The sequence below is a fragment of the Paraburkholderia sp. EG304 genome (assembly GCF_046543485.1).
Classification (GTDB): Bacteria; Pseudomonadota; Gammaproteobacteria; order Burkholderiales; family Burkholderiaceae; genus Paraburkholderia; species Paraburkholderia youngii.
On record NZ_JBKGUA010000087.1, the window covers coordinates 1 to 15,428 of the forward strand.

General features: G+C 58.0%; 9 protein-coding genes and 4 pseudogenes. 5 read left to right on the plus strand and 8 right to left on the minus strand.

Translation table 11 applies throughout. From position 1 onward, the window contains the following. The 3 genes and pseudogenes from tnpC to tnpA form a co-directional block, all read right to left on the minus strand. Positions 1-1,152: pseudogene (tnpC, locus tag ACLFKU_RS39960) on the minus strand (IS66 family transposase); the annotation flags it as partial. Between the two features lie 29 nt (positions 1,153-1,181). Next, positions 1,182-1,529 (minus strand): IS66 family insertion sequence element accessory protein TnpB, encoded by a 348-nt coding sequence (tnpB, locus tag ACLFKU_RS39965; RefSeq protein ID WP_410852899.1) that lies wholly within the window; start codon positions 1,527-1,529, stop codon positions 1,182-1,184. Next, positions 1,526-1,876 (minus strand): IS66-like element accessory protein TnpA, encoded by a 351-nt coding sequence (tnpA, locus tag ACLFKU_RS39970; RefSeq protein ID WP_410852900.1) that lies wholly within the window; start codon positions 1,874-1,876, stop codon positions 1,526-1,528. Before tnpA ends, tnpB begins: the two co-directional genes overlap by 4 nt. Before the next feature lie 68 nt (positions 1,877-1,944). On the opposite strand from tnpA, the pseudogene ACLFKU_RS39975 reads away from it, so the two are divergent. Both ACLFKU_RS39975 and ACLFKU_RS39980 read left to right on the plus strand, forming a co-directional pair. Continuing rightward, a pseudogene (locus tag ACLFKU_RS39975) lies at positions 1,945-2,379 on the plus strand (IS3 family transposase); the annotation flags it as partial. 63 nt (positions 2,380-2,442) lie between these two features. Next, positions 2,443-3,279 (plus strand): annotated as a pseudogene (locus ACLFKU_RS39980) (IS256 family transposase); the annotation flags it as partial. A 146-nt stretch (positions 3,280-3,425) separates the two neighbouring features. Here ACLFKU_RS39980 and ACLFKU_RS39985 read toward each other — a convergent pair. From ACLFKU_RS39985 to ACLFKU_RS40000, 4 genes and pseudogenes are all read right to left on the minus strand, one after another. Next, on the minus strand, positions 3,426-5,267 hold the full coding sequence (locus ACLFKU_RS39985) for a hypothetical protein (RefSeq protein WP_410852901.1): 1,842 nt from the start codon (positions 5,265-5,267) through the stop codon (positions 3,426-3,428). A 23-nt stretch (positions 5,268-5,290) separates the two neighbouring features. Beyond that, a pseudogene (locus ACLFKU_RS39990) lies at positions 5,291-5,602 on the minus strand (helix-turn-helix domain-containing protein); the annotation flags it as partial. A 2,575-nt stretch (positions 5,603-8,177) separates the two neighbouring features. Next, positions 8,178-9,152 carry a ParB/RepB/Spo0J family partition protein gene (locus ACLFKU_RS39995; RefSeq protein ID WP_410852902.1) on the minus strand — a complete coding sequence of 325 codons (975 nt, stop codon included), beginning with the start codon at positions 9,150-9,152 and terminating at the stop codon, positions 8,178-8,180. Next, entirely contained in the window at positions 9,149-10,357 is a 1,209-nt protein-coding gene (locus tag ACLFKU_RS40000) for a ParA family protein (protein WP_410852903.1), read from the minus strand. Before ACLFKU_RS40000 ends, ACLFKU_RS39995 begins: the two co-directional genes overlap by 4 nt. Before the next feature lie 843 nt (positions 10,358-11,200). On the opposite strand from ACLFKU_RS40000, the gene ACLFKU_RS40005 reads away from it, so the two are divergent. After that, a complete protein-coding gene (locus ACLFKU_RS40005; RefSeq protein ID WP_410852904.1) occupies positions 11,201-12,577 on the plus strand; it encodes a replication initiation protein in 1,377 nt (458 codons plus the stop codon). Between the two features lie 151 nt (positions 12,578-12,728). Here the strand turns inward: ACLFKU_RS40005 and ACLFKU_RS40010 are convergent, their stop codons facing one another. After that, positions 12,729-13,274 (minus strand): hypothetical protein, encoded by a 546-nt coding sequence (locus tag ACLFKU_RS40010; protein WP_410852905.1) that lies wholly within the window; start codon positions 13,272-13,274, stop codon positions 12,729-12,731. 423 nt (positions 13,275-13,697) lie between these two features. Between ACLFKU_RS40010 and ACLFKU_RS40015 the strand changes: the two genes are divergently transcribed. Continuing rightward, entirely contained in the window at positions 13,698-14,399 is a 702-nt protein-coding gene (locus ACLFKU_RS40015; protein WP_410852906.1) for a type IV secretion system protein, read from the plus strand. Further along, positions 14,396-15,280 (plus strand): TrbG/VirB9 family P-type conjugative transfer protein, encoded by an 885-nt coding sequence (locus ACLFKU_RS40020; protein ID WP_410852907.1) that lies wholly within the window; start codon positions 14,396-14,398, stop codon positions 15,278-15,280. Before ACLFKU_RS40015 ends, ACLFKU_RS40020 begins: the two co-directional genes overlap by 4 nt. Positions 15,281-15,428: the final 148 nt, after the last annotated feature.

Genomic DNA, 15,428 nt, shown 5'->3' on the forward strand with positions numbered 1-15,428 from the left:
TGGCGTTTCTGAACTCTCTCTGACTCCCGAGATTTATGTCGTGATCGGCGACGCGCAACGACTGATCACACAAAGGCGACGCAAGCAGACTCGGCATAAAACGCAACTCGGGATAATGCGCCCAACACGCTGCTTCGACTACGCGCCCGGTTTCATAAATGGCCTGATAGCCGCCGTAGGCGTCGGCCTGTAGCGTGCCCGCAAACGCTGCAAGATGTTGCTGCGGATGAATTCCTTTGCGGTCAGGCGTGTAGGTGAACCACACGGCAGCCGGCGTTGCGTCTCCTGACGGTCGATCGTCGCGTACGTACACCCATAGTCGTCCGGTCTTGGTGGTGCCGTTTCCGGGCGCAAGCACCGGCACTGCTGTGTCATCAGCGTGCAACTTCGTCGCCGCCATCACGTGGCGCCGAATCGCTTCGACCAGCGGTTGCAGCAGGGTCGCGCTATGGCCGACGCCAGCGTCGAGCGATCAAGTTCAACGCCTTCGCGCGCATAGATGACCGATTGCCGGTAAAGCGGAACGTGGTCAGCAAACTTCAAGACGAGTATGTGTGCGAGCAATCCAGGCCCTGCCAAGCCGCGTTCGATTGGGCGGCTCGGCGCTGCTGCCTGCGCGATGTGATCGCAGCATGAACATGCGAACTTCGGCCGTACGTGCCGGATCACCCTGAAGCTTGCCGGTACGTATTCGAGTTGCTCCGAGACGTCTTCGCCGAGTTGCTTCATCGCAGCACCGCATTGCGTGCAACGCTCTGCCGATTCCGGCAGATAGGTGCGCGTGTCGCGCGGCAGATGCTCGGGCAACAGTTTGCGCTGCGGGACTTCCGGCGCGGTGCGCGCCGTCTTCGGGATCTCGATGGGAGCGGCGCCTTCGTCGGCCTGCAGATCCTCGAGGCGTAGCTCAAGCTGCTCGATCTGACGATCCAGCTTCTCCGATTTGCGGCCGAACTGCATGCGTCGAAGCTTGGCAATGAGCAGCTTCAGGTGCTCGACCTCGGCTGCCCGCGAAGCCAGCGCTGCTTCTTGCAAATCCACCCGCTCTTGTAGTTTGACCACTTGATCCTCGCGCTCGCGAAGCGTCGATGCCTGCTCGAGTAGCATGGCCTTGAGCGTTTCAACGTCGTCGGGAAGTGGGATCGCGCGCGTCATGGGCGCAATTTACGCGCCCGCGACGACATTTACAACGCTGACGTCGGGCGCACCGTTCTCGTGGGCTGCCGCCAGTCGATGCCTTCGAGCAGCATCGACAGTTGTGCAGGGCTCAAGCAAATGACGCCACTGTCGGCTTGCGGCCAGACGAAGTGTCCCTTCTCGAGTCGCTTCATCAACAAGCACATGCCGTCACCGCTCCACCACAACAGCTTGAGCAAATCGCCGCGTTTGCCCCGAAACACGAACACGTGACCACAGAAGGGATCGCGTTCAAGGACCGTTTGCACCTTCGCGGCGAGACTGTTGAAGCCGGCTCGCATATCGGTCACGCCAGCAGCCAACCACAGACGTGTTCCTGACGGCAGGCCAATCACGACGGCGACCGCAACGTTGCAAGTACGGTTCGCAGTACGCTCAGGTCCAGCGGCCCGTCGAAGCGTACCCGCACAGCGCCACATTCGACGACGACACTTGAGGACGGTTGTGCCGGCGAGTGCACATGCACGGGGATGAATGTCTCGGTAGGCTGGACATTCGCAGTCGATTCGGCGCGCTCATGAGCGCGCCGCCAGCGGGCGACCATGTTGGCGTTCAAGCCGTGCTCTTGTGCCACATCCGCGATCGAGCGGGCCGGATCGTTTGATTGCGCTACGACCATCGCCCGGAATTCCTTCGGGTAGTTCTTGGACCCAAGTCGCCGGCCCACTGCCTTCGATTCCATCGTTCTGATTCCCACTTGATCTAGTGGGAATCAGATTGCCGACTCTGCGAACCGATGAACAGACGGTCGTGAGGCAACGCTTACCAATCTTCGACAGGCATAAAGGGCGATATGGCTACCGTCGCATCACCGCTACGATTCGGCAAGAGGGCCTCGCCGTCAACCACAAGACGATCCAGCGTCTCATGGGTGATCTGCGACTGAAGTCCTGCGTGCGGATCAAGAAATATCGCGCCTACAAGGGCGAAGTGGGAAAAATTGCGCCAAATGTTCTCGAACGCAAGTTCGACGCAGAATCGCCGAACCAGAAGTGGGTCACAGACGTGACCGAATTCAACGTTCGTGGGGAGAAGCTCTATCTCTCCCCAGTGCTTGACCTTTACAACGGTGAGATCGTTGCGTACCAGATGGCCCGGCGTCCTTTGTTTGACATGGTAGGCACTATGCTAAAAAAGGCATTTGGTCGGCTCAAGCAGAGCGACAAGCCAATCTTACATTCCGACCAGGGAGCCTGTCAGATTTTTAGTGTGCCGAGGTCATGGACGATAACGGAAATAACGCGTCCTATGACCGAAACAACAGTGACCAAGAAGAGCAAGAACCCGAAGGCGCCGAGGCTGTTCCCCGACGAGCTGATCGATCAACTGCTGGCGCAGGTGCAAAGCAAGGATGCCGAGTCGATTCTGGGCGAATCAGGCCTGGCCGGCCAACTAAAGAAGCAACTGGCCGAGCGCATGCTCGCGGCGGAACTCACGCACCACCTGGAGAGCGAGGCCGGACAAGGCAGGAGCAGCAATCACCGCAACGGCACCAGCCCCAAGACGGTCATCACGCCCAACGGCGAGCTGAAGCTGGACATTCCACGCGATCGGGAGGCGACGTTCGAGCCCCGACTGGTCGGCAAGTATCAACGCCGCCTGCCGGGCTTTGACGACCACGTCATCAGCATGTATGCGCGCGGCATGAGCGTGCGCGAGATCCAGGGCCATTTGCTGGAGCTGTACGGTCTGCAGGTGTCGCCTGATCTGATTTCGACCGTCACAGATGAAGTACTGGCCGAGGTCGAGCAGTGGCAGCAACGCCCGCTCGAAGCGATGTATCCGATCGTGTATTTCGACGCGCTTCGGCTGAAGATCCGCGACGAAGGCACGGTCAAGAACAAGGCCGTCTATCTGGCGCTGGGCATCCGGGCCGACGGCCGCAAGGAAGTGCTCGGCTTGTGGATCGAACAGACCGAAGGCGCCAAGTTCTGGCTGAAGGTCTTCAACGAGCTGAAGAACCGCGGGTTGCACGACATTCTGATTGCGGTCGTGGACGGCCTGCGCGGCTTTCCGGAAGCGATCGAGGCGGTGTATCCGGCCGCGCAGATCCAGACCTGCATCGTGCATTTGATCCGCAATTCGCATCCTGCTCGCCCATTCGTTTGAAACGGGGGGAACTCGGCCCAGCCCTTCACTTAACGTGTTGATGGGAAGCTAGGCCCAGCAAGGCTGATTCAAGGCGCGGAGAGCAAATCTCCGCGCCTTTTTATATAAAAGTTCTAAAACGTTTAACAAAAGTACAGAATTTCGTGCGGGTCGATGGGCGCTTTCGCCAATCCGAGCCGCATCGCCGGGGTTTTCCTGTCCCTGGAGCTGACAAGGCAGTAGTTGAAGTAGACCCGGTAGATGTCGAGATATCGAGCCAATGTCTCGGGGTTGTAGGCCCCGTAGCCGTGCCACATGTTGCGGTTGCGGCGGACGCTGATGACCGGCCGCTCGGCCAGACTGACGCGGCGGCGCGTTTGCATGAAGAACCTGTCAATCGGGTGCAACGTCGCGCGCAGCATCAACCGCGCGACATGGTTCGGCTCATAGTCCTTCATGTCCGTGAGCCAGCAAACCTCCTTCGACGGCTCTGACGCGTTCGGCAAAGGGTGGCGTACCCAGCGGTCGCCCCAGCGCCCCACAGGGACGGCTTTCCCAATTGCCAGCTTCATCATTTCGACCTTCGCTGAGTATTCGTCCGTGATGCCGGTCGTGGCCATGAACTGCAGCAGGGCCTTGTTGGCGTTCGCCGCAGCATTTTTCTTCTCATAGGCCGAAGCCTCCTTGTCGACCTTGACGTAGAAGCCGTCGGCGGTCCGGGCGCGAATCCGGTCGGCGAACGCTGACATGAACGCTACCCGAAAGCCAGAGTCCTGGTCCATGAAGAAGCGGACCTTCGGTGCGTTTCGGAGCAACGTCGCCATCACCCTGAAATGGGCATACATGGTGTACGTTTCGCGTACCTGCATGCCGTGCAGCGGGAGCTGGACCTCCGGGCTCTGCTCTTCTGAGGACTCGATATCCTCGCGCGCCGAAGCGTCGGCATACTCGAGGTCGATGCTCTTCAACAAAGCATTGGGGTACACCTTGCCGCTGGCTTCGGCCATCATCTTCGCGAGTCCCCGCCTGCTCGAGTCAGCGAGCGAACGTTTGTAATCGACGCTCAGCCAGACGCGGGCGTACTTTCTGAAGGGCGAAGAAAGCCCAAGGTCGCCAGCCTTCAGGGCATCGGCCTCGACATCCTCGGGCTCCATTGAGCCGTCGAAGTTCAGGTGCATCCCGAAGACGAATCCCGTCTTGACGTCGCTCGTGCCAATCGCGTTCAGCTGCGTTGTCCGCCGGTCCTCCCGGCTCGTCCAGTTGACGATGTAGTGCTGCCGGTCAACGGCCACGTACATCTTCGGCAACACGAAGCTGGGGTTCAGCAGGCGTGCTTCGCGGTTTCCCGCGAACGCCATGCACTGCCGGTGAATGAACGCCAGCTTGTCGTAGATGGCCTTTGGCGCAAGGCCAGTCGTCTCGCTGATGCGAGAAATCGGCACCCGGTTCATCAACAGCAGGAAGACATCCTTGTTCTTCTCAGAGCGCCGTTGCCGGACCAGCGGCTTGGCCTTTCCGCAGGCCTTGCAGCGGTAGCGTGGTGTTCCCGCCGCAGTTTGACCGAAACTGACGTAAATGCTCCCCGCGCTCGACAGCGGAACATTAAACTGCGCGCAGGCATCGTTGACGCACGCTGGCTCCTGAGCGTCGGGCGTCAAGTAGGCCGTAATGCGCTGGACTTCCTCAGCTATCGCCAGGTTGCTTCGGAGCGGCGCAATCTCGCTGCAGAACTCGCATTTAAGGGCAGGATTCTCCTTGCCCGTTGCCGTGACCGTGTAATCGCCGGGGGCCGTGGCCCGGCCGTTCCGGCGGTACGGTCGCGCCGGCGACGCCGGTTGGCCGAAGTTCTGGCACAGAGGCGACTTGCAGAAGTTGACCTGGATGCCGTCCGTCTCGGGCGGAATCCGTGGTGGCTTGGGAGGGGACGGCGAAGCAGCTTCGCCGGCAGAAAAATCTTCGGACAAAGCAATGCCCCGGAAGTCCATGACTCACGGGGCATCTTAGTCAATCAGGGCCGGTCCATCAACACGTTAAGTGAAGGGCTGGGGAACTCGGCCCGCTTGTCAAAGAAGTTGGTGTAGACGTGCTCAAGGTCCTTCAAGGCCTGCTGGAGCAGATGGACTGGCGCATCGTTGAGCCACGGTGCTTCCGCGCCGTTGCGCCACTCCGTGAGCAGCTTGCACAGGCCGGCGTAGCCGAGCTTCTTATCGCCGCCCTTGTGGCGTTCGACCTGCAACGCCAACGCCTCGTTATAGACGAACCGGCACGCGCCCGCCAACTCGCGCATATTGCGTTGCGTTTCGCCGTTGGGCATCGGTTCGAACTTGAAGGCCTAGAGTCGTTGCATGGCTCACGCGTATCAGAACCGAAGCGTCGTCAAGGACGCCTTTGGCGTCCGCGCTTTCCATCCCCGTCGTGAACGACGAGGCTTCACGCGCATCTGGGCCAATTTCGTTCAATCTGCCAAGCCTTTAGAGAGCCCGCATCTGCGCAACAATGCGCCAACCGAAGCCCCGTTCGAATCGCCGCGACATATCGGTACCGAGCGCTTAATCAGTGCCTCGCGGTATGCCGCCCCACCCTCGCCTCCCTCCTCAATCCCTAACGCCCCCGACCGATTTCCCCGTTGGTCGCCACCATCAAGGCATTGACGCTTCGCGCATCCGCCGTATGCATGAATTCTACTAAGTTGGCGATCTCTGTGTCGGGCCCATGGGCGGCCTGCGAAGTGTCTTGTTTCGTCATACCGCCTTCCATCATTGACAGAAGTCCTCTCGGACAGCCAGCCGCGCAGAATCCGGCAAGCTACAAATTACGTAATGTTCACTACGTCCGATGCGTCCGTGCGGCGAAGGCCCCGTCCGAGCGACAGCTCTTAGTCTTTTTGCCGATCATATCGAGGACCCAGCCGTGAAACAATTGCGGTCAAAGCCGCAAGAGCGCTGACAGACGGGGCTTGGGAGCTGCCAGAAATTGTTCGGCAATGTTTCACAGAGGCGGCGCGCAATTCTGCCGCGGGAATTTCGAGTTTCCAACTAAGCCTCAGGCCAACATGACGGCAACTCCTTAGTTATGCCAGGGATTTTGCTTTGCGCCGCCCGAGGGCACATTCTGCATCGACACCGAGAGTTCGCGAGAGTGGATGAGCGAGCGCGTCGACGAGATACTGCGTCTAGCGCGGCGTGCCGCCGCAGACCAACCATCTCGCGCTTACGAGCTCGTCTCGAGAACTGCTTGTACGTATTCGCCATCCTCCTTGGCCTGAAGGCCGGAGATTCCTGCGGCGCTACGCGTGACAAGCATCATGCGTCGTCGCTTCGGCCGGGTTCCAGTTTCCCAGAGCGACCGGACTGCCGCATCTCTCTACAGATTAGCCGGGGCATGTCCAGCTCTTCGCTGCTGAAAGCGTTCCGCCGCGGCGCGGCATGTTAATTGTGTCATGCCATATCGACAGGGTTCCCTGTGGCCGTACGCAATACAAGCGGAATTTCGCCCATGTGTTGCGGTTATTAGCTGAGACGTGTCCGCCGGAAGGATGCGTCTCGCTTTTCTGCTCGGCACGGAAGCGAGCCAGCCACCCTCTCAGTCGTGCTTTTGCTCAAGTTAACGCGGAACGTCGCCCCAGTCCTACTGGAGAATCACTGTGTTCAGGACAGAGTTGGCCTGTATGTTCTGACCAAATACCCAAGCGTGCCCGCAGTCGACTTCGCCATGCTGCGCGTCTACAGGTCCTCCATAGCAAGCGCTGCGCAAGCGCGAGACGTCTCTAGTACCGCCCGATCCGTTGAGCGCCTCAAGATGCGAAACATCGGAGAACGCGGCAAACCGGTCAATGCCCAGTAAGCCGATGGTTGATGTCGCTTGCGGATCATGCCGCTCGAGTCGCGCGGCGTTTGGAACACCCAGTGACTGACCGGAACGTTGCCCTGTGCACCTTCCATGATGCGACTCTTGGAACTCCGCGGCGTAACCCTGAAATCGACCCGGCTCTGTCTTGGTGGGTAGGGGAAGCCGTCGTAGTGGCCGCGCTTCGTGATCTGCGTGAGCGCCACACTTCTCGCAGAAGCGGGCGCAACCACGCGCCTGATCATTCAGGCTCTGTTGCAGGGGTGAACGGGGCCTCGGCCGACGATGCCGCTTCTTCGCTATCGCGCCATGCGGCTAGTCCTTGGCACATCCCCGCGTGGCCAGCCTAGCGTCTGACCGGCTACATCAGCACGTCGTTATTGACGGACCGGCTAGGACCGGAAATGCGACAGAGGAAGCACTTGGGGCCACCTTTGGCATCAGTTCGATCGGTGCGCCTGAAGTTCGTTGCATGCAGGCAACCGTATCGGTGTTGACACAATGTCGAGACGCCTTTCGCGTCCGCGCTTTCTTCTCTCGCCGCAAACGGCGGGGCTTTGCCCGCGTCCGGCCAAACTGGATCTGTTGTCAGCGGCGAAGATCACGAATGGTCGCAACCGATGCAATGATGCTCGCCACCGTTCAGGAGCAGGCAAGAGCCGACGTTTAAGTCGCTTCCCGTTGCATCCAACGATCGCTTGCAGCGAAGGCGGCGGCTTATGCCCTCATGTGGGGCCTTCGCCCGGCGCGGTTATGCCGCGACGCGGGCCTTCGACCGCACATGCTGCGCTGTGTAAATCAATATTGACGGCGAGAGAGTGCCCGAAAAAACACGTGTCCCAACTTGGGACACTCGCTCGGCAAAAAGGATCGTCGCTGCCACCTTCAGTCCGCGACAACTAAAGTTCCGAATCTAGGGGATATGATCCCCCAAATTGCTGAGCCTTTCTACGACGGGGGACGCGTGTCCCAAGTTGGGACACGCGCACAGCCAGAAGTTGAGCAGGGATCGCCAAAAAAAGTGCCCTCTTGGGGCACCTTTATCTAACTCAGCAGTTGCTGCCCGAAAAAAGCTCAGCGATGAGCATCCGTATCTGCCTCTCTTTTTCGTCCGTAAGCATTCCGGCTCGAATCTTCACGGTAAATCCTACAGCATCTTTCGTAATCGACCCGGCCTGGTTCTTTCCCGCAAAAATTTTCTCGATGCTACGGTCACTGACACTACGCGATCCATTGTCACCGCTTTGGATGGCTTGCTTGATTGTTCTCGCCAGTTTCGATTGATCGAGTTCCCCAGCCACCACTCTTGCCCATACCTCTCGCGCCACTTCGACCGTTTTCGGGTTCTGGTCCCGCAAGACCGAAACGAGGCCCTCTGCGGCACTCGCCCCCAGGAGTCTCGGCTGTATATCTAGATCCTTGACCACAAAGTCTGGAAGATCCGAAAAAGCGAGGAAGCGATACAGCTCCGAACGAGATATACCCAGACCTTCCGCCATACGCTTCCGGTTGGGAAACTCTTTCTCGGTGCTACGAATAGAGCGAGCGATCTCATAGTCGGACAGGTCGTCGCGCACGACGTTTTCCACAAGGGCTAACATCGCCATCTCTTCATCCGAAAGATCGATGATGACAGCCTTGATCGTCTCTTTCCCGATCATCTTGTGGGCACGCCAACGCCTCTCGCCAGCAACAATCTGATGGCCGGGCGCCGCCCGTCGAACTACGATTGGTTGAACCAGCCCCGCTTCCCGAATCGATTCGGCGAGTTGTGTCATCTTGGCTTCGTTGAACACCTTCCGTGGCTGCCACGGGTTAGGAACGATGTCCGCAACGGCTACGTCCGACGCGGTGCCTGCCTTCTCAAGTTCGACTATTCGCTGTTGTGCCTGAGCTAACGCTCCTGCCATCCCAGGGGCGGTTCGCGGGCTGGTGGGTTTTTCTTGCTGCTGGTCAAGCTTGATGTCTTTCGCTGCCCGGACCTCAGCAGTCTTGCTCATCATGCGCTCACGCAAGTTGCTCATTGTCCGGCCCTCCATTGCGCAACATACTGATCATCGATCCACTTGCAGTAGTCCAGCAGCGGTTGCTTTACCCGGGCCAAAGTCTTCGCAACAGCATCAGAACGCGATAGGTCGAAGACCGTCGAGAAGGCTAACGCGCCGTTGCTCATAACGGAACTGGCCGGAACCTCCGTTGTATTAAGCCAGTCCCCATATGCACGTTGAGACCAGGAGCGGACAACCGGCGCTGATGATGTTGTTCCATAGTCGACTCGAGACAGGAGGACAGAGATGAAGTCGTACGTCTTATCGACCTCATGCTCCACGAACCCATGCGCGACTTCGGCGAACAGAGACCAGAAAGATACCGAGGAGATAAAGTCCAAGCTCTCCGGAACCAATGGCATAACCATCGAATCTGCCGCCATCAGGCCATTAAGGGTCATGTACGAAAGAGACGGGGCGGTGTCCAGAATGATGTAGTCGTATTGGGCCCGCAGCGGTTCAACTCCCTTGCGAAGAACAGACCAGAATTCGAAGCCTGGGTTTGTCTGTTGCGCCGTAGGAAGATGAAACTCCGCGTCATGAAGGTAATTGTGTGCAGGGATAACGTCGAGGCCATCCCAATATGTACTTTGAACCTTCCCGGCGAGTCCGCCTTCGATGTTCGGGTCGTAGATGAAAGGGAGGACCGTGTCCTCCCACGTCACGTCCTTTTCCGCATACAAGCCGCAGAGTTCCGAGAGGGACGCCTGCGGATCGAGGTCAATGACAAGGACTTTGCGACCGCGCAGGCTCAAACCTTGCGCCAGGCACATGGTCGTAGTGGTTTTGCAGGAGCCCCCTTTGAAGTTCGCAGTGATCAACACGCGGCCACGATGCTCACGAGTGCCGGTGACGAGCGGAGTCTGGTAGATGTCAGATACTTGCTGTACCCACGTGCGAACATCTTTAAGAGAGAAGATGCGCGCCCTGCCTGTGCCGTGCGCCATGCCCGGCGGAAGCTCCCCACCTTCCTTAGTCGCCAGATAATTAATCTTCTGGCGGTCGATACCGCATAGCTCTGCCAACTCCCCAATCGTGAAGACGGGAGGGTTCTTGCGAGGTCGCGGAGCCAGAATCTGGTCGCGTAGTTCATTCGCCATGACTGACAGACGCTCAGCGAACTCACCGAGATTGGAGAGCTTCACGCGCCTGTCTATCCCAGGCAATTCGCTCAAGTTCATTTTGCAGTTCCTATGTTTTGTCTAGGTGAGCTGATTTCTTCACGCTCACCATCGATTTCTACGGTTATTGGTGGATCACGCGTCGAACCGTAGAATACTCATCCCACTGCAGAATTGCCATTGAAATCTGACTGGAACAGCGAGTTCAATCGTCGCCAACGTTTATTTCCTTTTATTTCAACCACTTACCCGATCTGATTAGCGGAAGACTGTAACGGAAAATCGCCAAAGGGAGAGACGACTAACGGGCCCGGAGTCGAAAAATAAAACCCGCCAACACAGAACGCCTCACCTTATCCGGACTCAAAAGCCGCCAAATTTCGGCCCTCATTTGTGCGCCACACAATTCGCCTCACCTTCGCTGAAGGCCCGGCCGACGACGTTTTTGTCAAAGATCCCAGATCCCAGGTCTGTGCGTCAGCCCAATCCCACTTTCCCATTTACAAACGCAGACTGCATCGCTCCCCGGCAGCTTGTTCGTCGCGCACATTCGGCCCGCCGTGGTTAGTGTTTACAAAATAAACAAAAACCACAAACAACTAACGTAAAGCAGACTTTCTTTAAAAAACAGGAAGTTAGATACCCAAGGTGAGGCGAATTGTGTCAAAGGTGCTGTTAATTGAGAGCTAGGGTGAGGCGTTTACCACCCCAAGGTGAACCAAATTGAGCAGCAAGGTGAGGCGATTTGGCGCGAGGGTGAGGCGAATTGTGGCGAGGGGCGGGTGAAAGGTGAGGTGTTCTGTGTGGACCGCCGAGCAAGGTGAGGTGATCTGTGTTGACTTCGCACCTTCCCATCGGTACCGTACCGCTCCAGATATCCTTGACCGCAACCTTGGAGGCCGCATGACAACTGCAGGGCAAGTAGCCACATCTCGGCAACTGGCCTTGGCTTTGTTCGACGACGCAACCGGTCAGGATCTACCGGTCGACACAGCGCGATCCGATATTGGCTTCGCGCGAAAGAACGTCCTTATTCGAATTATCGATTTAGGCGTCGCAGCGCGACGTCTGATCGATGCGGCGTATTTCATCGTTGCTCAGGACGAACAGGTGCGTAGCCTCTATGACGTTGAGCTGGATTACTTCAAATGGCTTATGCGTTACTCGAGTCGCAACAACACCCATCTCGAGCAAGTCATCACAGAAGCCCAACGAGCATTGATCCAGGCGACCACTGCTCCGGACGCCGATGGCGAAAAGCCCTTTGGCTCAGTACAACTGATCGGACGCATCTCGTACTCTGGCGGCCGCTTCCAATTTCGAGTACCTCCGGATCTCATAGACATCATTCGTGGTCCAGGCAAGTCGCATTGGCTCAGCCTGCGTATTACGTCACTCTTCACCCTCAGCTACGCACGGGTCATGTACGACCACTTGCTTCCATACGCCGATGACGGAGAAACGGATTGGCTTACGCTCGATGAATTGCGTTTGTGGCAAGGGGCAATGGGTGCCAAGGCAAACGAGTTCAAGTACTTCAAACGAGACTGGCTAGTACCTGCTATTGAGCAGATCAACGAGGTCTCCGACCTGAGGCTTTCATACGAGACGCGCAACGAGCAGGGGTCTCGGAAAATCGGTCGCCTGAAGTTCCGCATTGAGCGCAAAGAGATGGCTGAGCGCATCCTTCATACTCACGAGCAGGCGCAAGCGATCTATCAAACGTTGAAGCAGGAGTTCGGGCTATCCAGCGCTCAACTCAACCAGATCGCGGCATCGCGCGACACCTACAACGATGAACGATTGGAGCAGGCAATCGAGCGCACGCGCTTCAGCTTGAAACTGGGTAAGGTGTCGAAGAGTCCGGCGGGATTCTTCATGAAGGCACTGAAGGAGGGGTGGATCATCTCCGACGCTGAGCGTCAGATGGTAGAGATCCAGGAAACGTTGGCGCTGACAGAACAACGCGAAGTCGAAGTGAAAGAAAAGGCTGTCAATCGGGCGGCGTTGCGGATCGCCGCCCAGGATGTGCGTGCTCAGGACCGTAGAGTCGAAGAAGTCCGGCGCGGATGGGAAGCTTATGAAGCAGCGACACCTCGACAGCGAGAGGACTGGCGACGGACCTATAAGGTAACGCCCGCCGGCAAACTCACTTTGCGTCGACTGGGCATCGATCCAACCAGCGATTTGGCTGAACCGACGATCCAGAAGTACCCCGACCTAAAAGACGGATTCGCCGGCTACGTATTCAACAGGTCAAGGTCTGGCAAGTCTCGCTAGTCTCAGTTCGATACTTGTAACGCATGTTGGCCGCAGAACGTCTTGTGTTTCCGCCGGCGTCTTTCCTGTGCGAATTTTGCGGACATGCATTCCGACCAGGCGATGAAAACGACGAAGCTCAACGGACACGTCGTCCCCGACCGGCGGCCTATCAGATAAGTTGCAACACTCCAATCAAAACCGCGTTGATTGCCCTCTCAAGACGCGGAAGATCCGACGAAATGCTGGTCAACTGCGGCGAGTACAGCCTGATGTAACCTTCCTCTTTATGGCGTGTGAGCCTCACGACCTGTTGTCGGATCGGCGCCAGAAACCCAGTAGCCAGGCCCGCGAGTATCTCGTGCACCTTGAGGTCGGAACGGGCGCCAAAGCTCACGGCGCGCGCTATCAAGAGTATACGCCCAGTCCGCTTTTCAATCTTCGCGAGTGTTTCCACGGTTTCAAAGGAAATGCGATGTGCGTCGCCAAAAGTGTGGATAACTTCGTCTGGGACTTTTGCTGCGCGCAGCAACCGACTGACGTGTGGTTTCGAAATGCCCAAGGCTGAGGCCAATTCAGACTGCGATCGCCAAATTTCCCGATTCAAAAACGAGCGGCAAAGCCGCCCGAACATGATGATCGATGTCTTCCGTTGGCGCAGGCTGTTGTATTGGGCGAGAGCCTCTCGCTGAAGAAGCGTAAGTGAATCTGTCTGCATAATGGATCTTTCCAAAATGAGTTCAGGCTAACCCGGACGCTCGAATGTCAAGGAACCTCAAGCATCAACCGGGCGATCACATGTCGCGATTAAGGAACTTGGCATTTTGAATTGGACGTCGCCAAAACTTCCGTCAGCCGGCTGACACCGAAAGCTCGACATTCTCGTTTTAAATCAATGACGTGACTGTGCGGTTCCATGTAACCCATGTAAACAGCCACGATCCTATTCGATACGCTCGCAGTCGTTGCCCCGAAAGCTACCCCAAAATCGTCATCATTTCGGCTTAAGCCCGTTAGCCGGCTGACGCGACCCATCGCCGAGCCCCACAGCCCAGAAAGCGCCCGCAAATCGCACCTCTTTTGCATGAGTTGCTTCCCATGCGGCTGATTCAATGGAGTCGGTCCAAATGGAACGAGCGTCATGCCTCTTTTCCGCAGCAAAAAGCAGATAGCACTGTCTACCGCCCCTGGGGGCTACTCCGAAGACGATCCCGAGAAGATCATCTTCGATAACGGCTCGCGCCTGCGCGTTGAAGCGAACCACTGGAAGACCTTCTGCTTCATCCTCGTGTTCATTGCTGGCGGCGCAATCTACACCCGAAATCCAGCGCCGTCCGTCGTGAAGGCCTATGGTGTGTGGGGGGACGCGAACGGCCATGCTGTCGTTACCCAACTGACGGCATACAAGCCAGACGATCAGGCTATCCGCACCTCGCTTCGTGAGACCGTCGAGCGATGGTTCACGATCGAGCCGGTCCTCACCGATGACATCCAGACATCGCGCATGGCTCGCAACATCAACGGCGTGAAGGCCATGATGGTCGGCAATGCTCGCAACCAGTTCGGCGACTGGGTCAAGACGGATGCACCGTTCCAGCAGATCACGCTCAACCCGAAGCTGGTGCGGGAAGTGCGCGTGACCAACGTCGCGATGCTCGAAGACTCGACCGCGGTGGTGGAGTTCACAACAAGCACGACGCAATCGCCGGCCGACAAGCCGGTGGTGCAGAAGTACGCGCTGACGTTCCGCTACCAGATCATTCCCCCGACTTCGGAAGACGCGCTCGGTACGAACCCGTTCGGCGTTTTCTATCCGTTGTTCTCCATCCAGAAAACGCAATGATGATCGACTCCCGCACGCTCGCCTCGTGGGTCGCGGCTCTTGCCTGCGTCACGGTGGTCTGCTCGCCAGTGTCTGCTGCAGGGAAGGGCAGCCCGGCTCCGTCCGCACCCTTCGATATCGCTACTGCGATTGGCGATCCCATGAGCCCGGTGAATCCCTATAACGCCGGTACCGACCCGATCACCATGCCGGGTGACGCCCGCATGGCGGTGTTCCCCTATAGCCGCGACCAGATCTACCGCATCATGACTGCGCCGCTCAAGACGACAACGATCGAGCTGGCGCGCGGAGAAGTGCTGGCGACTGAGCCCGCGCTTGGCGATTCGATCCGGTGGATCGTGGATACCGACGGGTCGAACCACGTATTCATCAAGCCGGTCAAGCCCGGTCTCGTCAACACGCTGCACCTCACGACGAACCAGCGCGAGTACGACATGACACTCGTCTCGTCGCCGATGGGTGGCCTCTTCTATCAGACCGTGCGGTTCAACTATCCCGGTTCACTGATGGCCAAGGTACGCGGGCGCGAGGATGGCAACGCCGACACGACCGATGCGGGGCAGGGTGGACCCAATGCCAATGGTTGCGGGCCGCTCGGTGTGTCGCCCGACAAGCTGAACTTCGACTACACGGTTTCGGGTTCGGCGCCGTTCCGGCCGGAGACCGTATTCGATGATGGCAAGTCGGTGTGGCTTCGCCTGCCTGCGAATGCACCTTTTGCGGTGCCGATCGTGAAGGATCATGGAGACAACGTCAGCCCCAACTTCATCCGTCGTGGGCAATACATCGTCGTGCAGGAAGTGCCCGAGGAGATCGTCCTGCGCGCTGCGAACGACCAGGTCACGATCAGGCGCGGTCGTCCCGGCATCGTCGGCTTCTGAGAGCACGCGCACATGACAGGGCTGATATGACTTTCCGTGTCAATCGCGATCGGTTCTCGGTCTGGGTACATCTGAATTTCCTGAGGGCGACGTAGCAGTACGTCTCGACGGTGGGTCACACTGATATCCGCGGGTTGGTTACCGCATT

Bases quoted from the DNA above. Each gene is read 5' to 3' on its own strand.
- tnpA (WP_410852900.1), bottom strand. From the start codon at position 1,876: ATGGAATCGAAGGCAGTGGGCCGGCGACTTGGGTCCAAGAACTACCCG.
- ACLFKU_RS39985 (WP_410852901.1), bottom strand. From the start codon at position 5,267: ATGGACTTCCGGGGCATTGCTTTGTCCGAAGATTTTTCTGCCGGCGAA.
- ACLFKU_RS39995 (WP_410852902.1), bottom strand. From the start codon at position 9,152: ATGAGCAACTTGCGTGAGCGCATGATGAGCAAGACTGCTGAGGTCCGG.
- ACLFKU_RS40000 (WP_410852903.1), bottom strand. From the start codon at position 10,357: ATGAACTTGAGCGAATTGCCTGGGATAGACAGGCGCGTGAAGCTCTCC.
- ACLFKU_RS40005 (WP_410852904.1), top strand. From the start codon at position 11,201: ATGACAACTGCAGGGCAAGTAGCCACATCTCGGCAACTGGCCTTGGCT.
- ACLFKU_RS40010 (WP_410852905.1), bottom strand. From the start codon at position 13,274: ATGCAGACAGATTCACTTACGCTTCTTCAGCGAGAGGCTCTCGCCCAA.
- ACLFKU_RS40015 (WP_410852906.1), top strand. From the start codon at position 13,698: ATGCCTCTTTTCCGCAGCAAAAAGCAGATAGCACTGTCTACCGCCCCT.
- ACLFKU_RS40020 (WP_410852907.1), top strand. From the start codon at position 14,396: ATGATGATCGACTCCCGCACGCTCGCCTCGTGGGTCGCGGCTCTTGCC.